At 58.1% G+C, this 22,956-nt stretch carries 18 protein-coding genes; 2 read left to right on the forward strand and 16 right to left on the reverse strand.

The window, feature by feature from the left end:
* Nucleotides 1-42 precede the first annotated feature (42 nt).
* Complete coding sequence (locus WFM49_RS00580) at nt 43-978, forward strand: EAL domain-containing protein (protein ID WP_336971175.1); 936 nt, start codon at nt 43-45, stop codon at nt 976-978.
* A 32-nt stretch (nt 979-1,010) separates the two neighbouring features.
* Here the strand turns inward: WFM49_RS00580 and WFM49_RS00585 are convergent, their stop codons facing one another.
* The 6 genes from WFM49_RS00585 to WFM49_RS00610 all read right to left on the reverse strand — a co-directional run bounded on the left by WFM49_RS00585 (nt 1,011) and on the right by WFM49_RS00610 (nt 11,914).
* On the reverse strand, nt 1,011-1,670 hold the full coding sequence (locus tag WFM49_RS00585) for a response regulator (RefSeq protein ID WP_009459281.1): 660 nt from the start codon (nt 1,668-1,670) through the stop codon (nt 1,011-1,013).
* Nucleotides 1,671-1,692: 22 nt separating this feature from the next.
* Nucleotides 1,693-4,836 (reverse strand): hybrid sensor histidine kinase/response regulator, encoded by a 3,144-nt coding sequence (locus WFM49_RS00590; RefSeq protein WP_336971177.1) that lies wholly within the window; start codon nt 4,834-4,836, stop codon nt 1,693-1,695.
* A gap of 96 nt (nt 4,837-4,932) precedes the next feature.
* Nucleotides 4,933-7,695 (reverse strand): ATP-binding protein, encoded by a 2,763-nt coding sequence (locus WFM49_RS00595; protein WP_009459279.1) that lies wholly within the window; start codon nt 7,693-7,695, stop codon nt 4,933-4,935.
* 26 nt (nt 7,696-7,721) lie between these two features.
* Nucleotides 7,722-10,397 carry a fimbria/pilus outer membrane usher protein gene (locus tag WFM49_RS00600; protein WP_336971179.1) on the reverse strand — a complete coding sequence of 892 codons (2,676 nt, stop codon included), beginning with the start codon at nt 10,395-10,397 and terminating at the stop codon, nt 7,722-7,724.
* A gap of 130 nt (nt 10,398-10,527) precedes the next feature.
* Entirely contained in the window at nt 10,528-11,283 is a 756-nt protein-coding gene (locus tag WFM49_RS00605; RefSeq protein ID WP_251196885.1) for a fimbrial biogenesis chaperone, read from the reverse strand.
* A 67-nt stretch (nt 11,284-11,350) separates the two neighbouring features.
* Nucleotides 11,351-11,914: a fimbrial protein gene (locus WFM49_RS00610; RefSeq protein WP_251196884.1), complete on the reverse strand. Its 564-nt coding sequence runs from the start codon at nt 11,912-11,914 to the stop codon at nt 11,351-11,353.
* A 366-nt stretch (nt 11,915-12,280) separates the two neighbouring features.
* Between WFM49_RS00610 and WFM49_RS00615 the strand changes: the two genes are divergently transcribed.
* Complete coding sequence (locus WFM49_RS00615) at nt 12,281-13,453, forward strand: fimbrial protein (protein ID WP_336971181.1); 1,173 nt, start codon at nt 12,281-12,283, stop codon at nt 13,451-13,453.
* Between the two features lie 42 nt (nt 13,454-13,495).
* On the opposite strand, the gene WFM49_RS00620 is transcribed toward WFM49_RS00615, so the two are convergent.
* The 10 genes from WFM49_RS00620 to hcaC all read right to left on the reverse strand — a co-directional run bounded on the left by WFM49_RS00620 (nt 13,496) and on the right by hcaC (nt 22,953).
* A complete protein-coding gene (locus tag WFM49_RS00620; protein WP_238441753.1) occupies nt 13,496-14,116 on the reverse strand; it encodes a hypothetical protein in 621 nt (206 codons plus the stop codon).
* Between the two features lie 362 nt (nt 14,117-14,478).
* Complete coding sequence (mhpT, locus tag WFM49_RS00625) at nt 14,479-15,723, reverse strand: 3-(3-hydroxy-phenyl)propionate transporter MhpT (protein WP_324575455.1); 1,245 nt, start codon at nt 15,721-15,723, stop codon at nt 14,479-14,481.
* 141 nt (nt 15,724-15,864) lie between these two features.
* Nucleotides 15,865-16,899 (reverse strand): 4-hydroxy-2-oxovalerate aldolase, encoded by a 1,035-nt coding sequence (gene dmpG / locus WFM49_RS00630; protein ID WP_115634055.1) that lies wholly within the window; start codon nt 16,897-16,899, stop codon nt 15,865-15,867.
* Between the two features lie 17 nt (nt 16,900-16,916).
* A complete protein-coding gene (locus WFM49_RS00635) occupies nt 16,917-17,861 on the reverse strand; it encodes an acetaldehyde dehydrogenase (acetylating) (RefSeq protein ID WP_250755969.1) in 945 nt (314 codons plus the stop codon).
* Nucleotides 17,862-17,886: 25 nt separating this feature from the next.
* On the reverse strand, nt 17,887-18,684 hold the full coding sequence (mhpD, locus tag WFM49_RS00640) for a 2-keto-4-pentenoate hydratase (RefSeq protein WP_336971188.1): 798 nt from the start codon (nt 18,682-18,684) through the stop codon (nt 17,887-17,889).
* A 1-nt stretch (nt 18,685) separates the two neighbouring features.
* Nucleotides 18,686-19,540, reverse strand: a complete 855-nt coding sequence (locus tag WFM49_RS00645; RefSeq protein ID WP_060186368.1) for an alpha/beta fold hydrolase — start codon at nt 19,538-19,540, stop codon at nt 18,686-18,688.
* A gap of 32 nt (nt 19,541-19,572) precedes the next feature.
* Entirely contained in the window at nt 19,573-20,520 is a 948-nt protein-coding gene (locus tag WFM49_RS00650) for a 3-carboxyethylcatechol 2,3-dioxygenase (RefSeq protein WP_336971190.1), read from the reverse strand.
* Nucleotides 20,521-20,534: 14 nt separating this feature from the next.
* Nucleotides 20,535-21,821 (reverse strand): 3-phenylpropionate/cinnamic acid dioxygenase ferredoxin--NAD(+) reductase subunit, encoded by a 1,287-nt coding sequence (gene hcaD, locus WFM49_RS00655; RefSeq protein WP_060186370.1) that lies wholly within the window; start codon nt 21,819-21,821, stop codon nt 20,535-20,537.
* Nucleotides 21,821-22,636: a 3-phenylpropionate-dihydrodiol/cinnamic acid-dihydrodiol dehydrogenase gene (hcaB, locus tag WFM49_RS00660; RefSeq protein WP_060186371.1), complete on the reverse strand. Its 816-nt coding sequence runs from the start codon at nt 22,634-22,636 to the stop codon at nt 21,821-21,823. Before hcaB ends, hcaD begins: the two co-directional genes overlap by 1 nt.
* Nucleotides 22,633-22,953, reverse strand: a complete 321-nt coding sequence (gene hcaC, locus WFM49_RS00665; protein WP_060186504.1) for a 3-phenylpropionate/cinnamic acid dioxygenase ferredoxin subunit — start codon at nt 22,951-22,953, stop codon at nt 22,633-22,635. The genes hcaB and hcaC overlap by 4 nt, the downstream gene beginning before the upstream one ends.
* Nucleotides 22,954-22,956 lie beyond the last annotated feature (3 nt).

Here is a 22,956-nt window from a genome sequence, read left to right on the forward strand (position 1 = left end):
TTCTGGTCTGCCACGCCTGCTTCTTGTCTGCCGGGATCTTTCATGTTTGCTCCTTCTGCTTTTCAACTACCGTCCGGAAGTCTGCCGTTTCGCTCGACAGCAAGTCCTGCGCATCCAGGTCGGCGGCGCAGTGTCAGTGCGGCATTGTGGGTCCCTGAAGCGATGGCATTGGCGCGTGCTCCAAAGAGTCAGGCCGAAATGGGCGGTGTCATGATCAGCCGTCAGGTACTGCTGGATGCCCTGCAGAAAGATCAGATTCAGGCCTGGCTGCAGCCTAAGGTTTCAGTGCAGTCGCAGCAGTTAGTGGCCTTGGAGGCTTTGGCTCGCTGGCGTCATCCGCAATGGGGTGTGTTGTCTCCGAATGTGTTTTTGCCCTGGTTTGGCAAGCATGGTCTGGAGGAAGCCTTGTTGATGCACATGCTGCAGGAGGTGCTGGGCTTGCAGGCCTATTGGCGCCGGCAGGATATGGTGATGCCGGTTGCGATTAACTTGCCCACTCATTTGCTTGATGACGCCAGTTTGCCCGATCGCCTGTTGGCTTGTGTGCAGGCCAAGCAAGGGCGTGCCAGCGATATCAGTTTTGAGCTGTTGGAGACCTCGGATACCCAAACCCCCTGTGCCTTGTTTATGGGGGCCTGTCGTCTGGTGTCGATGGGGTTTGGGCTTGCCCAGGATGATGCAGGCGTGGCTTACAGTTCGATGGAGCGCCTGGCAGCTGCGCCTTTCTCGGAGCTGAAGCTGGACCGGCATTTTGTGCACGGCTTGTCAGAGGATCGGGAACAGGCAGCCCAGGTGCAGAGCTGGATTGGGGCAGCCAAGCAACGAGGTTTACGCGTGACGGCAGAAGGTGTGGAAATGCAGTCTGATTTGGACGTGTTGCGACAAATGGGCTGTGATTATGCCCAAGGCTATTTATTCGCTAAACCCACACCCGCCTTTGAGCTGGATATGTGGATGCGTCAGCGTTGGGTGACATGAATCAGGCATGCACGGCCCTGCCTTGTGCGTATTCAGGAGAACAGGTTGTTCCGGGTACAGAACGCAATCAGGTCCTGGTTGTTATGCACGTTCAGTTTGCGCATGGCCGATGCTTTTTGGGCGCTGATAGTCTTGATGCTGCGGTTTAATTGTTCAGCAATGGCGCTGATGGAGTCTCCCATGGCAAACAGGCGCAGGACTTCAAATTCCCGGGGGCTCAGGGACTCCAGGCGTTCCTGTACCGAGCTGGTCAGCACGTCTTTGGGCGTATCTTGCTTGAAATTGGCCGGGTAGTACTTCACGCCCTGGCGCAACAAGTGCAGGGCGACCAGGACTTCAGAGAGCTCGTCCTGTTTGAGGACAACTCCTTGTACGCCAGCATCGTACAAAGAAGAAATAATCATGGGGTTGGACACCATGGTCAGCACAATCAGTTTGACGTCGGGAAAGTGGCGCCGTAGATAAGAAATGAAGCGCATCCCGTCGCCATACTGCTCATCGCCGGGCATGGAGTAGTCGGTAATGATGGTATCGGGCTGGTTTTTCTGCAGGTGCTCGACCAGCTCCGAGGGGCTGGCAGCTACGGCCTCAACGCTCAGGTTGATATCGCGGCCCAGCAGCTCGCGTATCCCCATCAAAATCAATGGGTGATCGTCTGCAATGATGACGCGCAGTTTCTGAATGGCGGGCATTCGGGTTTCCTTGCCTGTTTTGCTAGACTTGTTCAATCAGCTCGCGTAGTGCCTGGCACACGGCAGCGGCTGTATGAACTTGTGTTTCAGTTTGTTGAGTATTTTGCCTGAAATTCTGTTCCAGTTCTTTCACTCTGTCCGCGATCTCATGCAGACCCATTACCACCAGAGCTCCAGCCATGCGATGCAGGACGGCCTGGCTTTGCGCCGCGTTTTGCTCTTGCAGGGCTTGTTCCAGAGTCTGTAAATCCTTGCTCATGGTGCTGCAGAAAATCTCCCGATAGCGTTTGGGCACAGGTGAGGTAGCTAACGATTCCAGCAGACTGCTCAGGGTGGTTAGATTCATGGGCTTGACCAGGCATGCGTTCATGCCGCTTTGCGTACAGCGCTGGGCTTCGTCGCGCATGGCGTTGGCGGTAATGCCAATGATGGGTGCGTTCATGCCTTGTGCACGCAGATGGCGTGCCAACTCGTAGCCCGTCATATTGGGCATATTGACGTCTGTCAGCAGCAAATCATGGTTGTTGTCATCCCACAGACTCAAGGCCTCTTCGCCATCTTGAGCCAGGGTTACCTGATATCCCAAACGCTCCAGCTGTTCACGCAAGGTCGCCTGATTGAGCGGGTTGTCTTCAGCGACCAACACATGCAGGCCAGGGCGGCTGGGGGGCTTGATCGCTGTTTTGGCGGGTGGCGTGGACCCCAGGATTTGTGACGGCGTGGCATGTTGTTGTGCCTGCCAGCGCTCCAGAGAACGAGCGATGCTTTCGGGACTGGTGCCATCCGCCTCGGGCAAGGTACTACTGCCATCGCGTGCCGAGACACTGAGGTAGGGGCCGAGCCAATGAGGTACCGGCTGGCTGCCGGGCATCATCACATCCAGCAATATCTCTTCGGCCTGGCCTGTCAGGGAGTCGCTGGGCAGCAGCGTTTGTGCCTGAGCATTCCAGCGGATCAGCCAACTGCAGATCGACTCGGACAATTCGGCATGGGGTGTTCGCACATGCAGCTTCATGCCATTCAGATTCGGGGCAGGGAGGGCTCCGGCCTCTGTGGGCCCTATGTCCAGGTTTAGCGTAAAGGAGAAACTGCTGCCCAAGCCTGGCTCGCTGGTGAGTTGAATCTGACTGTTCATCAGTTCGGCCAGACGGGCACAGATGGACAGCCCCAGGCCTGCTCCGCGTATGGTGTGCTCGCCCGCGTGGGCGACGTAGAAGGGGGTAAATAGCTTGTCCTGTCGTTCGTGCTCGATGCCCACGCCACTATCAGCTACCTGAAACAATACTTGCGCTTTGCCCTGGACAACCTGCTCAAGACGTAGCCGCACAATAATGTGGCCAGCCTGGGTGAACTTGACGGCATTGCTGATCAGATTGCTCAGTATCTGGCGTATGTGCAACGGATCGCCCAGGACGCACCGGGGCACATCCGGGTCTACATGGCAAAACAGCAGCAGATTTTTTTGCTGCGCCATGGCGGTATAAGTGGCGGTGCAATCCTGGACCAGAGCAACCGGGTCCAGGGGGACAGACTGTACATGTGTCTGGCCCGCTTCAATCCGGCTGATATCCAGAATGTCGCTGATGATTTGCAACAACTGGCGCGAGGCCCCTTGAATTCGGTCCACTTGTTGATGTTGCTGGCTATTCAGCTCCGTCATGGACAGCAATTCCAAAGAGCCCAAAACCCCATACAGGGGAGTGCGGATTTCATGGCTCATGGTGGCCAGAAAAGCAGACTTGGCGGTACTGGCTTCATCGGCGGCGGCGCGAGCGCGCTCCAGTTCGCGCTGGATTTCTTCTTGTGCCGTCAGGTCCATCAATACACACAGCAACACATCCTGCTCGTGATAGCGGCTGGGTGCGCAGGCCAAATGCAGGCTGCGGCCATCTGCCAAATCTACTTTGCCCTCGGTCGCTTGCGGTCCTTCTTGCTGCAGCTCGTCCAGGGCTAAGGCCAGAGGAGCTTTCTCAGGCAAATTATCTCCGGCATCCAGTCCCAGCCATTCCAGTGCCTGGGCATTGCCAAAAATAATCTGCCGCTTTTCTTTGCTGATGACGCACAGGGCTACCGGCGAGGTATCGATGATGCTGCGGTTAAAGTCCCGGCTTTCCAGCAGCGCTCGTTGGGCCTGGCGAGCTGGTTCCACTACGCGGCGTCCGTACCAGCGCGCATAGGCCACGCCGCCAAGCAAACTCAACAATAAGAATGCCACGGTGCCCAAGGGCACCCAGGTGCTGTTCAGCAACTGGCTGGGGCTGATCAGGTAGCGCCCTGTCCAGGTGCCGGAAGGGTCGCGTACTTGAAAGGCCAGGCCCTGCAGGCTGATGCTGAAACCGTCGTGCTGCAAGTTCGGGGAGTCGTTTTTACCGATCAGCAAGCCCTGGTCGGCATGGTGCAGCCAGAACCGATAGCCGACAGGCGCTTCGGATTGATTGAAAAATTCACGCAACCTGCCCTTGTCAAACAGACTCATGGCCTGGAATCGGGCAGGGTCTGCACCCGGTACGGGCAGGCCGGGCAAGGCAATCGGGATGATGCCCAGCATATGCAAAGGGTGGTCGGGCAAGGAAACCCATTTCACGGGCTGCGGGCCGGGTAAGGGTGTGCTTGAGGGTTGTATATGTTCGCGTGCTTCCTTGTGCGAGGCAATGGGCAAGACCGTATCCGTGCGGGAGGACTCCAGCTCCGGAATGCTCAGGCTGTCCTCCATGTCGGGATGGAACAGGAACAAGTAGCCGGAAGGAAAATAGGATCTGGCCCAAAAGGAGGCAAAGCTGTCGGCCAGATCGGCACCCAAGGTTCCGTAGGCCTCTTTGGGGGCACGGCAATGCTGCTCGCAAATCATGGAAAAGGAGACACTGGCGGTGGGTCGCCAGATATTGACGGAGCGGCCGCTTTCTACCGGCGGCGGTTCCGGCTCTGGCCCTGCCTGCAGTTTGGCAGCATCTGCCTTGAGCTGCGCTAAAAATCGTTCCTGTTCGTGGATATAGGCCACCGTCACGGCGAAATCGGATTTCAGACGATGGCGCTCCTGGCTGAAAAAATGCTGGCCGCCTACGACCAGAGCGCCCAGCAAAACGAAGGAGACAGGAATAACGCTAAGCAATAGTCGCGTGTGTCCACGCGAGCGCCGCGTCATACGATTAAAAGGTGAGTTGGCCATGGTTCTCCGTGAGGTCGCCGTGTTGGGCAATTCCTGCCGTATCATACCGTCCCGCGCCGTGGTCACGACGCAGCAATTGCAGATGGTCGGATAGGTCTAGAGAGTCGCAGGCTGCAGGCTGTCGCGCAAGGCGGCCATGGGCAGAGGTTTGATCAGCAGGGCATCCATGCCTGCGGCGGACCATTCTTTGTCTTTGTCCAGAATGGCATTGGCGGTAATGCCAATAATGCGTCCCTGGTAGCCTTCCGCACGCAGGGCGCGGGCCAGAGAGTAGCCATCCATGCCGGGCATGAACAGGTCGGTAAACACAATATCAAAGCGATCTTTGTTGGCCAGGGTCAAGGCGGCTTCGCCACTGGCTTCCAGATGGGTGGTGCAGCCCAACAAGGTCAATTGCTCCTGAAGAATCTGCCGATTTACCGGGTTGTCGTCCACCACCAGTACACGTTGCGTGCGTAAGGATGGATTTAACGCTTCCTCGGCTGGTTGGCGGGCGCAATCCAGCGCTTGAGCCTGCTGCACCGCTTGCATGATGTGCTCCATAGCGGTCGAGGCAGTGTAGAAATGGTCCGGGTTATTGGCTTGAGTGCTCAGGGTCTGGATATTGGGTTGAACCGTCACCTGGCGGCCTGTCCACTCTGCTGTGCTGGTGGCAAAAGACGGCCAGCTATGCACCAGGACTGTACCCGGTTTGGCAGCTTGACCGGTGTAGGGCAAGGCATAGGCACCCCAATGACGGAGCCATTTGCTGACGTTGGAGACGATTTCCGGAATGTCTCCAGTAACATAGACGGGGCGGAACGCCAATTTGGACTCGGGAGTCGGAGCTGTGCCGGCCGGGGAGGCCACAGGCAGAATCACTTCGAACGTGATACTGGTGCCCAGGCCCGGTTCACTGACCACGGACAGAGTGCCGCCCATCAGGCTGGCCAGGCGCTGACAAATGGGCAAGCCCAGACCCGTGCCAGGCTGCTTGTTGGCACCACCTTCGTTAAGACTGAAATAGGGCAGGAACAGTTTGGGCAAAACCTCTGCACTGATGCCCTGTCCGGAGTCCGTAATCTGAAAACGCAAGGCCAGACGGTTACCGGGCTGGGGCTCGGTATGCAAACGAAGCACCACATGACCGGACGTGGTGAACTTGATGGCATTGCTGACCAGGTTGCTCAGAATCTGGCGAATTTTCAGAGAGTCTCCAATGATGGGGACTAAAGCCCTGACAGGGGTGATGGAATACAGCAGCAAGCCCTTGTTCTGCGCGGTGGCAGCAAATGCCGCAATAATTTCATCTACCTGCTCCTGCGCACAGAACTCACGCGGCTCCAGGCTGACATGGCCCGCTTCAATACGGGACAAGTCCAGCGACTCACCCACTACCCGGAACAGCGTTTCGGCCGAGCGGCGCAAGGTGTCCAGATAGGGCGATGGGTGCTGCTGGTTTTCGGACAGCGACAGCAGTTCCAGCGTACCCAGAATTCCGTAAAGGGGCGTGCGGATTTCATGACTCATGGTGGTCAGGAATTGAGTCTTGGCGATATTGGCATTCTCGGCCAGTTGGCGAGAGTGGCGCAGGGCCGCTTCCTCGGCTTTTTCAGTGGTGACGTCAATAATGGAGCACAGGGCAGCCCGATTGCCACGGTAGTTCAGGCTGATGGCATGCACACGCACGCTGCGGCCATCTTTCAGCGTGATGTCGGTACAGGCGCTTTGATCGTGCTCACCTGGCAAACGTGTGCGCCATTGCTCATCATCTTGCATCCAGGTGCGTGCCTGCAGGTTTTCCTGAAAAACCACCTCACCTTGGGCGTCGACCAAGGCCAGGCCGACAGGGGCCATGGCGACCAGTTTGCGATTCAATGACACGCTATCGACCAGACTTTGTTGCTGCTTGCGGGCAGGCAGCAGCAAGCGACGCCGGATCAGGCAGGCGCCGACCAGGACAACGGTGGTAAAGACCGTGAGGGTGAGCAAAGCAGTGATCAAGGCGTTGCGACCGTCGTGCAGTAACTGCCTGGTTGGCAAGGCGTAGAGCACTCGCAGCCCGCCTGTTCCAATGGATTTGCTCAGGATGATGTGTTTGGGCCAGCCTTTGCCGTCAAAACCAAAATAGTCCTGTTGAACCCAGCGCAACTCTGACGCATCGGGCGGGGAGCTGCTGTACAAGACAGCTTGCCCGCGTATATCGAACAAGATGTATTCCGTGCCGGGTGGCGGTGGCGTCAGGGTCAGGGCACGGTCGATATTGTTCAACTCAAGGCCTAACCAGGCTCCTTGGCGATCTTCCCGGTCTATCGGTGTGTAAGCCACCAGTTGAGAGAGAGTGTCATTGTCCTGATGTAACCAGAGCACAGGAACTTGACGGGCGTGGGGTTTTTTATTGATGGTGCTAAGGCGTCTGGCCAGCGTATCCACCTGTGGTTCCCAGAACAGACGCTGACCATCGCGCTCCAGACGGTAGTCCCGGGCAGGATCCAGCTCGCTGTATCGCAAGGTGCCTGTGCGATGGATGGCATTCCAATGGCGGCGTGTCAGTAAAAAGACGTAGTGATCGGCTGAGCCATTGTTCGGGGTGTCGAGCGTTTCCAGGTTTTGTCTATTGGACGAGAGCTGCACGGTGTCGGGAGAAACCGCTGCTGCGGCCACGGCGCGCAGCAGGACCTCACGCTGGTCAAAAAATAATTGGGCGTGGTCGGCAGCACCGTTCAGTTGCCGACGGTACTCGGAAATCAGGTGCGTAGCCGATGCATACAGATATGCCCCGGTGCCCAAGGAGGCACACAGGATAAGGATTAAGGACAAGGCACCCAGCAAGACGCTGGGAAAGCGAGGAACCTGCATGCAGGGCAGGTTCTCTCGCATGGGGCTGCCTCTTAGCTGAACGGGCTTCATACTGTTCCGTCCTGGCTTGCGCCTTGTTTGGCCAGATCGCCGGGCAGCATGGGATCGGGTTCACGCTTGACACAGTTCAGGCGAAGCAATTGATAGTTCAGGCTTTCGGCTTGTTCGGCCAGCTCGTAGCGGGCGCGACACAGCTGACCATTACGGCTGATATCCAGATAGCCGCGCATTTGTTCAGGGGAGACCATGGTCAGGATACGGCCACGCGGGTCGGTCATGCCCAGTTGCTGGCCGGCGGCATCCCGCACCATGGCGCCAAAGGGCAACGCTGCACCTTGCTCATCGCGCAATTCAAACTGTACGCGGTAACCGACTTCGGCCTTGAAAGTAGCCAGGGCAACCGCACCGCGGGTAGGGACGATTTGCTGCACGGCGTTGTCGAATTCGGCATTGCGCGGGGCGTTGCGTGTATCCAGGCTGACGTGGTTGCTGCGGTAGGGGGTGGCATTGGGGATGATGGCGTAGCCGTTCGAGCCGGTCTTGACACCGGCGTGGCTGGATACGCCTACCCCGGCTACAGGCGGCTCGACTTTGGCCAGCATGATGGTCTCGCCCAGCGCCTGCCCCAGGTTTACCCCACCGCTATGCGCGACAAGCGAACCATTGGCCGAGAAATTGCCGGAGCTGTGCTGACTACCATAGGAGTAGCCGGCATTCATGCGGGCAAAAGAGCTTGCTGTTCCCACGTTGACCGAGGCGCTGCTTTCACCGGTAGCACTGCGGCCACCAGCGACGGCGTAGCTGATCTCGCGCTCGGTAGGCAGCAGGCCGCTGGCACCGGCCTGGACAGCATTGCCACTATTGTCGTGGCTGACCGTGGTGAAGCTTTGCGGTGCATTTTGTCCGCTGCCCAGAGGAATGCTCAGAGTCAGCATGACCGCGTTGTCGTGCGAGCGCGAAGGACCAAAGGAAGACTGCAGGTTGCGGGTACGGGTGTACGACAGGTTGTAGTTCACCTTGCCGATATGGTTGCTGTAGCCCACCGACAAGCTGTTGGAGGAGTTGTTCTCCCAGTTCTTGTTGTAGGAAGCGCTCAGGTACAGATTGCCACCGCCTACGGGTTGGCTGATATTGGCATCGATGCGCTGGCGCGAGTCACGTTGACCGTACAGGCGCAGGTGCGCTGGTGCTTCTGTGGCGGTGACGTGATCGGACAGGGTGCGATAGCCACGGCTCAAGTCGTGACGCATATTGATGGACACGTTCGAGCCAGTAGCCTCGATGAACTTGTTGTAACGCAGGTTCATGCTGGTGCCCTGGGATTGCTGGCCCTGGACACGACTGGTGGAGCGGGTCGCATCCAGCGAGACCGCACCCAACTGGGTGTTCATGCCGACCCCCAGGGAATAGGCATTGAAGTCTTTGGAGACCTGCACCCCGGCGGCCAGGGTGGTGTTGGCGCTGACGCCATACAGCATGGAGCCGCTGACAAAGTGGGGACGCGCTTGCATTTCGTCGTTCAGGCGCAGTTGACCGGCGGCGATGTCATAGCTCAGGCGGCCTTCACGCACCATCAAGGGCGGGGCAGAGAATGCCTGGCGCAAGATGCGACGCGAACCATCGGCTTCGATAATGGTGATTTCCAGATCACCGTTTGAGCCCGAGGGCGCCAGGTCACTGATGGCGAAAGGACCGGGGGCGACGTTGGTGGTGTAGATCACATAGCCGTTCTGGCGTACTTCCACCGTGGCATTGCTTTCGGCCGTGCCACGGATAACCGGCGCGTAGCCCTGCTCGCTGTCGGGGCGCATGGCCTCGTCCGAGAGCATCTGCACACCCATAAAGCGCACACTGTCAAACAGGGGCGAGCGGGTATACGTCTGCCCGGCCAGCAACTGGCTTTTCAGGGACACGATATCGCGCTGGGCGTAAGTGTTCTGGCTGGTAAAGGAGCTGGAACGATTGGTGCCCGAGGTGTAGTAGGAGTTGTTGCGTATGCGCCAGGGGCCGATGTTCACACCCAGGCGCAGGTCTGCACTCAGGTGGTTGGTGGCGGACATGCCTTTGCTTTGATCGCGGCGCACATTGACACCGTAGTTCACAAAGGCAGCTGTCTGGCCTTCGTCCCACAAAGAAGGATCAACATAACCGCGTTTGCTGGGGCTCAGGTAGATCTGCGGGATGCTCAGCAGCAGACGCAATTGGGCACTTTCGTAGACCACCGTGGCGTCGGGCACAATTTCGGGCAGACGCAAGCAGGTGGACTCGGCCGACACGGGAGCGGGCAATTTGCTCAGATCAATCCCGATCTGCTCGAGCATCTCCTGGTCAAAGCAGGGCTCGTTTTCGTCCGTACGCGGGTTGCGTTTGAAGGTGATGTCGCGTCGTCCGGTACGCTGCTGGTTCACGTACAGGTCCACGCGCTGTACGCCTTCAGCGACGTTGCTACTCGAGAGCAGGGTGCGCAAGTCGGCGGTGGAGGCCTTGCCTTGCAGGAAGGCCATGTTAAATGCCATGGAATCGCCGCTATCCAGAGCAGCAACTTGTACGGGCTCTGCCTTGTTTTCTTCGGGAGCGGGCACGGTAACGGAGGCGGTCGTCTGAGCCTGGGCAGCACAAGCTGCAAATACCATGCAGGGCAGCAAGGCAATCCGCAACGCGGCCAGTGGCTGGCGGCTGATGGGATAAATGCGATGGCAGAACAGATGGTTTTTTGTGAACATGACTCTGCACCCAGGGTGCGTGATTGACGATTTGAAGACGTGCAAAGGGCTCCTGCTACTGGCCGGGTGCCAGTAGCCGAAAGGGTCAGACGTGAGAAGCGGGGAGTGGGCGGCGGGTCGTGCCGCCGGCTTACGGAGTGTCCGAGCTCAAGGCGCGGGCCTGAACTTTGCTTTGGCCGTTCAGGCGAACTTCATAGGGATCGGCGCTGCCGTAGTCGCTGATCGCACGAAACTGCAAGGTGTCTTGTGCTCCGGAGCGACCCAAGGGCAAGTGGCGGGTCTGGCCAGGGGCAATCATGCCGGGGTCTTCCATTTCCTGGCCCTTGGCAGTGCGCAAGGTGGACATGGACACGTGGTAAGCGCTGGGGTTGTGGATCTCCAGCATAGGTGCGCCCTGAGCATTGACCACGGACCACTGCAAATCGGCAGGGGCCTGGGCGGCCGAACCGGGCAAGCCGTCAGGACGGAAAAATAATTTGATGCGTTGGCGAATGGCTATCTGCAGCTGATTGTCTCCGGGATTTTGTTGCGGGATTTCCTGGATGTTCAGCCAGAGCACGGTTTCGCGGTCACGAGGCAGGCCCTGGTCACCACCGGCATAGAGCACACGCATCACTTGCTGGCCGTTAGGGGCAACTTTGACCAGTGCAGGGGTAATCGCAAAGGGAAGTTCTGCCTGATCGTGATCGGTATTCGTTTCCAGCCAGGACTGAACCAGGATGGGCGAATTGTCGTTGCGAACCACAATGGACGCTTCTTGCTGCTTCTCGGGCAGGATCAGGCGGGTACCGCTCAAGGAGATGGATGCCTGGGCCTGGTTGCTCAATAGCGCAGCGCTCAGGGCCAGACATCCAAAAGCCAGTTTCTTGAAAGTTAAGATGGACATGGTTCATTCTCCTTAAGGGGTTAGTTCTGGCGAAAGGGATCACCCTTCGCCAGAGGTTCAGGCAGCCTTATTCGTAAGACAGCTCGTAGGCAACGGTCGCGTTGGCTTGGCCACCGACAACATCAGCAACTTCAGCACCGGCCTTGCGGGTGTAGTAGGCGGTCAGAGGAATGTTGATGGAGCCGTCAACGTAAGGAGCTTCCAGCTTGGCGGTGCCGCTGGTGAAGTCCAGAATGGTTTGGTCGCTGACCAGCATGATCTGCACGTTCTGGGCGCCACCAGTGACAGCAATACCCTTGCCGGAGGTAGCGGTAGGAGCCAGCTTCAGCTCAACTTTGGTGCCGGTGGCACATTCGATCTGCATATCGATGTTCTTGGAGATCGAGGTGATGCCGCCTGCGGAGGTAGCGGGCGTGGCTTCCGTGCCCAGAGTCTTGGCCGACACAGGGCCCATATCGACCAGCATGTTGGCACCGGAGCTGGAAGCACCAGGAGAGCGCACGGTACAACTGTCAGCGTTGATGCTGCCTACAAAGTTGATGTTGCCGCGGGCAGCAGTCGTGAGCTCGGCTTGGGCACCGGTAGCAGCAAAAGCGGAAAGGATAGTGAGGCCGAAAAGGATCTTTTTCATGATTGATTTGACTTCCGATTGTTGGACAAACGAAGCAACCTTGTTGTACGCCTTGGGGCGCTCTAAGGTTCCCAGGAGTGTGCTCTGTTTGGGCACAATTGAAGTTTAGGAAATCAATCGGGGAAAAGATTTAGGACTATTCTTAAAATGCAGTCCTATTAATTGAGAATGTTTTTTTTTAATTGTTTTGTTCTGTCAAGTGGCTTGTTTGCTTGATTTGCAATTCTTGACGATTAATCTTGATTGGGTTTGAGTATCTATTAAGAGCGGAAAAATAACTCTAGGAATAATCTTAAATAATTGAATAGACCGTGCTTTTAAAATTTCATCATTAATTGGCTCGGGCCGAGCCGAAAACGAGTTTTGATGAATAAGGAGCGCGATATGCGGAACTATCTATTCAAGAAGCAGAAGTTATCCCGTCAGTGGTTCGCGTGGACTAAAGCGCTGATGTTCCCCCTTGTCTTGTTGATGGGGGTAGGCCAGGCTCAAGCGCAGTCAACGAGCTGTTTCAGGTCCCGAGACTTGACGGCCCGCTCAAGCTGGAGCATGGCCCCTAGCGGCACCGTCTTTAAAAATGGCGATATTGTAGGGCGTACGTCTGCCTATGCTGAGTACTACATGCCCATTGCCCATGGCGAAACAGTGTATGTCCATGCAAGCGGGCAGAGAGTGGATAATCCTTATCAAGCAGTTCCCTTGAGCGGGATGCCAGGGTTGGGTTTGGTCGTTCGCTGGGCGGGGTACGCCTCCACCGTCTCTCTGACACCAGTTGGATCAAGTGCTCCGCAGGGAACGATTATTTCCAGTAGCCCGTGGATTCCCATTCTACAAGCGCGAACCACGGCCAGTTACACGCTGGCCCATTTCTACAGTTTTGAACTGGTGGTTATTGATGACAAGGTATATAAAGGCGGCAAACTGACCTTTACTGAAGCCAATAAAGTCATCGTTATGACAGCCAATCAAAAGGGTACGGCTAATGCACAGCTTTGTATTAATGGTCTCGTGGACCCCATGGCGGCGTTGACCGGCACCGTGCAAGTGCCAGAGTTGCCCAAACCTGCCTTGCCCAGCTGTAAGTTCTCGACCAGTACCTTGACTCAAAATGTGGTTCTGGGACCCGTTGATCCCGGTCAGATTGTGCCTGTAGGTGCAAGTCGTTCTTCAGGTGCGTCAGGGCAAGCCCATTTCTTGATTGAGGGAACGGGTTGTACCAAAGACACCAAACTGAACATCTATTTCACCGACACCAGGGACAGTGCAACGAACAAAAATTATTTGCTCACAAGCAACCCGGCGGTCGGGATACGTCTGTTTCATCGTGGTGAATTTGACCCCCTGCCTTTTGGTCCTGCGCCTTCAGGCTCCTGGGTGCCGTCGCGCTATGCCCCTTCTGTAGGGCCGGCTCTGACGGATGGTGCTGTACTGTCTACCGGTTTTACCGCTCAGTATGTACGGCTTCCCAATAAAACCGAATCAGATGTCAGACCGGGGCCTTTGGAAGCGGCTGCAACTTTTGTGATTGTGTATCCCTGATATGCAGGAAGAAAAAAGCGGAGCCAAGGGGCTCCGCTTTTTTTATTTGCTGGTGGCGGGTTCCTGCCAGCGTAAATAGGCATTGCGGGTTTGGGTGGACACGGACTCCAGCACCTTTTGATGTGTCACCTTATGGCGTGCCAGCAGGCGTGCATCTGCCACTGTTCGGGATTTGCAGAACCAGTGGCAGCTGTGTTGAAACAGGTATAGCTCGGCGGACAGATGAAAGGCCCGGCTTTTTGGGTCCAGCTGTTCGGGGTTGTCCACCATATGACGCAGCCCGGCAGCATGAATCTGCAATAGCTGGCGGAAGTCGCGCGTCATGGAGGGGATGATGCGTTCGGCATAGGGCACGCAAAAGGGCAGCATGCCTACTCGGGTGTTTTCTGCTGGTTCTTTTTGCAGAAGGTCGGCCAGGGATTGAATCTGGGTGGCTACCGCGTTTTCGGTCTGGGCAAACATCTCCAACACCTGTAGTTGGCGTGAGGGGTCTTGTTCGCCAATCGCGCGGGTATAGCCTTCCGTCAGCGTTTCCATATGGCGTTCCAGCTGGAAGCTGCTCAAGTGGCGACCCAGCAAGATAATGCGTCCGCGTTGATACCGTGCCCGCACAAAGTGCAGGGCTATTGCGGCGACCAGAAGAAGAATTACTGTGTCCATCATCCGTGTTTCCGTGCAGGGCCAGGCACCTTGTTGTTTTCTGCTGCAGCGCCAAGCCTGGCTATAAAAATCTCGGTTGCCAAATAGCAGCCGGCCATTGTATCCCGCCATTCTTTATTCTTGTTTTCATTCTTGTCGGGGATTGCCACCAGTGAAGCCAGGGGGAGTGCATGGACAGGAGTCGCTAAAGGAGGGGGCAGTCCCCCCGAGCAGCCCCCAAGCTTGAAGACGAATTCAACCTTGGGGAACCACGTATGTGTGGGCTGCGTCCTCCAGGTAGAACGCAGCCCTTGGTGCAAGGGCTGACTATAGGAGGTCTGGTGTCCTGGTTGCAGCTGGATTCCAAGCTGCAATAGGCTCTGTTCTCAAGCTTTTCCAGCGGCTGGCAGGGCGGGGCTGCCGGATGCTCGTGCCTGCTCCTGACTGATCTGACGCACTACCAGCAGCATGCACAAGGCCGAAACAATAATGCAGGGAATTGCCGAGCTGATGACGCCAGCGGCTCCATATCCCTGGCTAAGCAACATGCCTGCAATGGTTGGGCCCAGCGTTGCGCCGATGCGGCCAACGGCTGCAGCGGTACCGACGCCTGTAGCACGCACGGAAGTAGGATAGACAATACCGCCAAAGGCATACAACACGCCCTGGCAACCAATCACAAACGCACCTGTCAGTGCGGCGGCCCAATACATTTGCTCCAGGCCCGCTGCTCCGTTCAGACTTAACAGGCCAGCCAGAATACCGCCGTACATCAGCGTAATGACCAGGGCCTTCTTCCAGCGGTCGGTCAGATAGCCCAACAGGACCGTGCCCACGGTTGCGCTGACCATGAACCAGAATTGGGCTGTGCTGCCTTGCTTGCGGCTAAAGCCCAGTTCCTGGAACAAGGAAGGAAGCCAGCTCAGCATCAGGTAGACCACCATCAAGGTGAAAAAATAGCTGACCCACAAGAGCAGCGTGCGAGTGGCCAGCCCATTGCTGAACAAATCCTGGAAGCGTCCTTGAACGACAGCAGGGCTTTGTCGTGCCTGCAGGAACTCGCGTGATTCGGGCAGGAACCACACCATGACGGGAATAACCAGCAGAGGGAGCAGGCCGCCCAGATAGAAGATGTTTTTCCAGTTTTCACCAAAGTTGGAGGCGGCGACCAGGGACAGAATGGCGGCTCCAACAGGCATGCCCGCATACATCATGCCCACTGCACGGGCACGGTGTTCCGGTTTGACGGATTCGGCAGCCAGAGTAATCAGATTGGGCATGGCTGCGCCCAGACCGGCCCCAGCCAGAAAGCGCACCATCAACAGGATGGCCAGGCTGTTGACCCAGGCAGTGAACAGGGTAAACAGGGCAAAGACCGCTACAGAGGCAATCAGCACGGCCTTGCGACCGTATTTATCTGCCCAGCGCCCGCCCATCAGCGAACCGGGTAGCAGTCCCAGAATGCCCGCACTTAGAAAATAACCTTGGTAGGTTTTATCCAGACCAAACTCTGTTGCTACGCCTTTCACGGCAATACCAGCAGCCTGTATGTCCATGCCTTCGATAACGGCGATCAGAAAGCAGATCGCCACGGTGATGACCGCATGTCTGCGGCCGTGGGTATGTGTCATTGCTATGTCTCCTCGGTTGACCGGGACGTTTTTCTTGTTGCTTCTGCCCCCTGCCCGCCCCGAATTCAGGGTGCAGAAACCCGCTCACTGCGCGGCAAGGCAGCGCTGAGCGGGGGTAGAACTTTTTTTAGAGTCTCGGAATCAAGCTGTGGCGCCTTGGCGCTGCAGCAAGTCCAGCGCCACGTCCACAATCATGTCTTCCTGTCCGCCCACCATGCGGCGTTTACCCAGCTCGACCAGAATGTCCACGACTTTCAGCCCGTACTTGTTGGCTGCGGCTTCGCTGTGGCGCAAGAAACTGCTGTAGACACCGGCGTAACCCAGGGCCAGGGTTTCACGGTCCACACGGACCGGGCGATCCTGCAGCGGGCGCACAATGTCGTCGGCGGCATCCATCAGGGTGTACAGATCGGTGCCATGGTTCCAGCCCATGCGCTCGGCAGCCGCAATAAAGACTTCCAGCGGTGCATTGCCGGCACCGGCGCCCATGCCTGCCAGGCTGGCATCAATGCGGTCGCAGCCTTCTTCAACGGCCACAATGCTGTTTGCCACGCCCAGGGACAGGTTGTGGTGGGCGTGAATGCCGGTCTGGGTTTCAGGCTTGAGTACATCCTTGAAGGCCCGGAAGCGTTCGCGCACATCGTTCATGTTCAAGGCACCGCCCGAGTCCACCACATAGCAGCAGGTTGCCCCGTAGCTTTCCATCAGCTTGGCCTGTTCGGCCAGATGCTGCGGACTGGTCATGTGGCTCATCATCAAAAAGCCGGCGGCATCCATGCCCAGCGAGCGGGCGTATTCGATGTACTGCTTGCTGACGTCCGCTTCCGTACAGTGCGTGGCAACGCGTACGATGCGTGCGCCGGCGTCGTAGGCGGCTTTCAGATCATGAATGGTGCCAATGCCCGGCAGCAGCAAGGTGGCAATCTTGGCGTGCTGCACGACCGAGGCCACTGCCTCGATCCACTCCAGATCAGAGTGCGCCCCAAAGCCGTAGTTGAAGCTGGAGCCGCACAGCCCGTCGCCGTGGGCCACTTCAATCGAGTCCACCTTGGCCTGGTCCAGGGCACGGGCAATGTCGATGGCGTTCTGCACGCTGTACTGGTGACGCACGGCGTGGCTGCCGTCGCGCAAGGTCACATCGGAAATAAAAAGCTTTTTTTGTGAGTCGTGTGCCATGTTCGTGTCCTTGCTAATCATGCGGCCTGCGTCAGCAAGCGGGTTTGTGCCAGACGCTCGGCACAGGCCAGGGCGGTGCTGGTCATGATGTCCAGATTGCCTGCGTAAGCGGGCAGATAATGGGCCGCACCTTCTACCTCGATAAAGACCGACGTTTTCAGACCGGAGCGCAAGCCCAGACCGGGCACATTGATGGGCTGGTCTTCCCGGATCAGGTCAAATTGCACTTTTTGCTTGAGGCGATAGCCGGGCACATAGGCCTGAACCTTGGCTGCCATAGCTTCAACCGATTGCTCGATTTCAGCCTCTTTGCCCGGATCCGTCAGGGTGTAGATGGTGTCGCGCATCAGGAGCGGGGGCTCGGCCGGGTTCAGCACAATAATGGCTTTGCCTACCTGTGCGCCGCCTACCACTTGCATGGCTTTGCTGGTGGTTTCCGTGAACTCGTCAATATTGGCGCGCGTGCCGGGACCGGCCGACTTGGACGAGATGGAGGCAATGATTTCCGCATAGTGCACGGGGGTGACTTGCGAGATGGCCGCGATGATGGGCACGGTGGCCTGTCCGCCGCAGGTCACCATATTGATATTAGGCGCGTCCAGATTGTCTTCCAGGTTCACCACGGGCACGGTGTACGGGCCAATGGCGGCAGGCGTCAGGTCAATCACCTTGATGCCGTGTTCTTGCAGCAGCGCATTGTGGCGGGCATGGGCCCCGGCACTGGTGGCATCGAACACAATGCGAATGTCCTGGAAGTTGGGCAGCTTCAACAGCCCTTCAATACCTTCATGGGTGGTGGGCACGCCCAGCCGTGCCGCACGGGCCAGGCCGTCCGAGCTGGGGTCGATACCGACCATGGCACCCATGCTCAGGTATTTGCTTTGGCGCAGTACCTTGATCATCAGGTCGGTGCCGATATTGCCCGAGCCAATAATGGCGACGGCAATTTTGGGGTTTGTCATGTGTGTTACTCCGAACAAAGAGGACTTAGCCTGCGCTGAAGGTGACCGATACCGAGCCTATGCCCTCGATCACGGCTTCAAAGTGATCGCCGCTGGCCACCGGCGCCATGGGGCCCAGAGCGCCGGTCAGAATGACATCCCCGGCCTTGAGCGGATCACCCAGTTTGGCCAGGGTGCGGGCCAGCCAGGCGGCTGCATTAAAGGGGTGGCCCAGGCACTCGGCACCACTGCCGCTGGAGGCCGCTTCGCCGTTACGCAGCAGAGTCATGCGGGCGGCGCGCAGGTCCAGACCATCCAGGCGACGGGCGGGTCCGCCCAGCACATACAGGCCGCTGGAGGCGTTGTCGGCCACGGTATCGACAAAGCGGATGTCCCAGTTTTCGATGCGGCTGCCCACAATTTCCAAAGAAGGCATGACCCAGCCTACGGCGGTGGCGACATCCGCAAAGCTGGTGTCGGCGTGGGGCAGGTCGCGCTCCAGAATCAGGGCGATTTCGGCCTCGATCTTGGGCTGCAATACACGTTCGAAGGGGACGGTGTCGCCATCGCCATAGGCCATGTCGGCAAACAGGGCGCCGAAGTCGGGCTGGTCCACGCCCAACTGCTTTTGCACCTTGGGGTTGGTCAGGCCGATCTTGTGGCCCGTCAGGCGGCGTCCCTGCGCTACGCCACGAGCAATATTGATACGCTGGATGTCATAGGCGGCCTGGGCATTGTCTTCACCGATCAGAGCGCGGATCGGTTCAATGGCCTGACCGCTGTGTTCGGCCTGGCGCAGGCGGGCAGCCAGCGTGTCCAGCAGTTCAATGGATGATTCGCTCATCTCAACGCTCCAGGAAGTCCAGAACCAGCTGGTTGAACTTCTCGGCGTGTTCCCATTGCGCCCAGTGGCCGCATTGGTTGTAGACGTGCAGCTCGGAGTTCGGGATACCCGCCAGCAAGCGCAGGCCGGTGTCAAAAGGAACGACACGGTCCTGACGGCCCCAGATGATCAGGGTGGGGGCGGTGATGCCGGGCAGGCGCGGGCTGAAGTCGGGGAACTGGCGCGGGTTGGCTTCCAGGGATTTCAGGAAGTTTTCCAGATGATCCTTGCGGCTGAGCATATTGTTCAGACGGGCTTGCAGCAGCTCTTCGGTCAGAACGCTGGCATCGAACACAAAGACATTGTTAAAGCGCTTCAGGTTTTCCAGCGTAGGTTCGCGGTACAGGCCGTTCAGCAGCTTGATGCCTTCGCTGGGCATGGGGGTGAACAGGCTCATGCCACCTGTGCCGCCGCCCATCAGAACCAGTTTGGCCACGCGTTCGGGCCAGGTCAGGGCAAAGGCCACCGAGCTATGTCCGCCCATGGAGTTGCCCAGCATGTGAATCTTGGCTATGCCCAACTGGTCGATGATGCTTTTGACGACACGGGCATTCAAATCCGAGCGCGAACCGCTGTTGACGATGGAGTCGCTCTTGCCCCAGCCGGGGCAGTCAATCAGCAAGACGCGATAGCCGGCCTGGGTCAGGGGCTCGATATTGCGGTTGAAGTTGGCCCAACCGGTTGCACCGGGGCCAGAGCCGTGCAGCATGACGACGGTCTGTTCGCCCTGGCCCAGATCGTTGTAGTGAATGCGCAGTTCCTTGCCTTCCTCGACCACGGTCGCGAAACGGCTGTAATCAGCTTCATTAAGACTCATGACAATCTCCTGATGTTTTGTTGTGGTGGATTTCAGTTCTTGCTGGGATGGGCGGACAAGCCGCCAAAACCGGCAATCCACTCGGGAATTTCGCGGTAGTAGCGATGGCCTGCTTCGTAAGGGCCATAGGCCGACAGCCCGGCAAAGGCGGCTACCCAGGTTTTGACTTCGTGGGCGCTGCGGCCTGCCAGGGCGGAGACCTCGTCGTTGGCGACCTCATCGAGCTGGGCATAGCGCTGCGTTTGCAGCAGATCCAGAAAGTTCTGGTCCCATTCGGGGTTAAGCGGATGCAACACCGAGGGGTCCTGGGTGAAAGCCTTGCCAGCATCAATCGTGCGTTGGGTGCGGGCGGCACGGGCTTCGGGCGACAGGGTGTAGCCTTCGCCATCCAGGGAGCGGCGCACGGGTTCGGGCGCATCGGCGTAAACGGGCACGGGTGGCTGATGTGACAGGCCGCCGGAACCCAGCCACAGCACGCGTTTTCCGGTAGAACGGGCCCATTGACCGATGGCTTCACCCAGCAGGCGTGCACGCTTGAACGTGGGCAGGGGGGCCGCTACCGAGTTGATGAACACCGGAATAACCGGGTACTGATCCAGACTGCCTACCAGATGCTCCAGCGGATAGGCAGCACCGTGATCGACCTGCATATCGTGTGAAATCGCCACATCCACACCGCTATTGATGACATGGGTGGCGCAGTCGGTAGCCAGCTCGAAGGGCACGTTCAAGCGCCCGGCCAGACTGCCAAAATCCCCAATCGCATGGGCACCTGTGCCGATGCAAAAGCTGGGCATGACGTTATAGAAAAAACCATTGAAGTGATCGGGCGTGAACAGCACGATCAAATCCGGTTTGAAGGCGGCAATGCGCTCGCGGGCGGCTTTTTGTACCGCAAAGACTTCGTCCAGCACGGCCTGTGCCGGGTCGTGATGACCCAGCAAGGGGGTGTGCGATAAGCACTCCAGATGTGCCAGCATCCCGGTCTCCTGTTTTATGAGTGTGAAGGGGCCGCGACGCATGGAGCCGCGGCTTGTGCGGCAAGCGCAAGGCTCGCCCCCTGTTTGGCCAGATTGCGCAAGGCCTGGGTGGTATCGGCCCAGACCTCCAATGGCAAGATGGCTCTTTGTTCAATCAATTCCTTCAAGGGACGCATATCGCGACCTTGGTTGACGGTGATGGCGCCACAGATGGCACCTTCCGGGTCCAGGCCGATCAGCACAAAGGGCGTTTGCTCCAGTGAGCCACGCAGGACCCAATGAGCCGCCTGCATCTCCCCGGCGAATTGAATATTCAGGTCGCATTGATCGGTCCAGAACCAGGAGGGAGTGGCTTTGGCGGGTTCCTGGTTCAGCATGTGGCACACAGCCATCACGGCCTGGCGGTTGGCGTTCTCCCAGGTTTCCTGCCGCTGCCAGCGGCCATCCAGCCCGATCTGAACGGTGGTGTCGCCGGCGGCATAAATGCCTGGGCAGGAACTGCGGCCATGCTCATCAATGACCACGGCGCCTTGCTCGGTATTTAGCCCGGCACTGTCAGCCAGGCAGGTGTCTATGGTGACGCCTACGCCGTAAATCAGCAGATCACCTTGCAGTGTCTTGCCGTTGCTGAGTGTCAAAGCAATTTTTTGTTCAGCTTCAAGGCTTGCATGCTCGACATGGGTGCCCAGATGAACGTGGACGCCGCGCGCTTGATGGACGCCGAGCAAGTAATCGCTCAAGACTTCGGGAGCATTGCGCGACATGATGCGGGTGGCCGGGTCGATCAGCTCGACAGTTGCGCCCATGGCGACCAGGCTGGAGGCCAGCTCCAGACCAATCACGCCAGCCCCTACCAGCAGTGCATGACTACCGGGTTTGATCTGGGCGCGAATGCGATGGGCGTCGTCAAGGGTGCGCAGCACATGCGATACAGAACCCAAGGCATCCAGTTCGGGCAGGCGTCGGGCCTGCGCACCGGTGGCCAGCAGCAGCGAGTCGTAATGCAGGCTGTCGCCATTGGACAGGCTGACCTGACGAGCTTGAGCATCAATAGCCACAGCACGTACGCCCAGTTTCAGATCAATATTCTGTTCCTGGTAGAAACTTGCGGGGTGCAGTGTCAGTTGGGCCTGTTCGGGGTTGAGCAAGGCATCCTTGGACAGCGGTGGACGCTCATAGGGCAGATGAGGCTCATCACCGACCAGCGTGATCGAGCCTTGAAAGCCACGGCTGCGCAGTTCAGCGGCTGCTGTGGTACCGGCCTGCCCAGCTCCAATAATGAGGATATGTGGTGCTTGCATCACAGCTCCAGACCGCCAGCCACATTGCGGATGCCCCGGATACCCAGGCCCGCATCAGCATTGATCATGACGCCGGTCAGCGTCTGGTTGTTCTGGCGTGATGCCAGCAGCACAAAGGGGCCGGTAAATTCTTCCGGTTCGGGGAAGAACTGCAGGGGCAGGATGGCCTTGATTGCATCGGGCGAGCGAGAGTCCATGATGCGGGTGTCTTGCTGACCCAAAGCCTGCGGTCCGCGCAGATCGGTTTTCATGCCGCAAGGGCCCACGCCATTGACGCGTACCTTGGGGGCCAGCTCGAATGCCAGTTCACGGATCAGACCGACCGCCGCGTGCTTGCTGGCGGTGTACAAAGGGCCACCGCCTTCGGCGTAGAAGGCGGAGTTGCTCAAGGTAAAGATCATGCTGCCGCAGGATTTCACCAGCTCGGCGGCAGCCGCTTTGGCCCCAAGCAGATAGCCTTTGACGTTGATGGCAAATAGCTCATCAAAGCCTTTGTCCAATTGCTCCATGCTGGTGTTGATCAGGCGTGCGCCGTGATCCCAGACAGCCGCATTGCCGATAAAGCAGTCCAGCTTGCCAAAGCGGGCCACTGTGGCAGCGACCGCTTTTTGATTGTCGGCCGCGCTGCACACGTCCCCCTGGACGGCCAGCACCTTGCCTTCAAAGTGCTGCTCCAGCTGGGCGCATTTTTCTGCCGAACGTTCCAGCACGGCCACCTTGGCCCCTTCTTTCAAAAAGCGTTCCACCAGAGCCAGGCCCAGGCCGGAGCCGCCTCCGGTGATCAGTGCGACTTCGTTTTCAAGCCAGCCTTTCATGCCTGGGCCTCCAGATCGATATAGACCATGCCTTCGCTGATGATGACCGGATAGGTACGCAGCGCTTCCGTGGCGGGCTGGCACAGTGCCGCGCCCGTTTTCAGACAGAAGCGGGCAGCGTGCAAGGGGCACTCCACGGTGCCGTCGTCCTCGACATAGCCTTCGGACATGGACGCGTTGCCGTGGGTACAGCGGTCGTCCGTGGCGTAGAAGGTGCCAGCGATATTGAACAAGGCGATCTGGCGCTCGGGGGTGTCTATCTTCAGTGCTTCGCCATCGGCCAGCGCACCGGTTTCACATGCAGTAATGCGGGTCATATC

This window comes from Alcaligenes sp. PF14 (genome assembly GCF_037150615.1).
Lineage (GTDB): Bacteria > Pseudomonadota > Gammaproteobacteria > Burkholderiales > Burkholderiaceae_B > Alcaligenes > Alcaligenes phenolicus.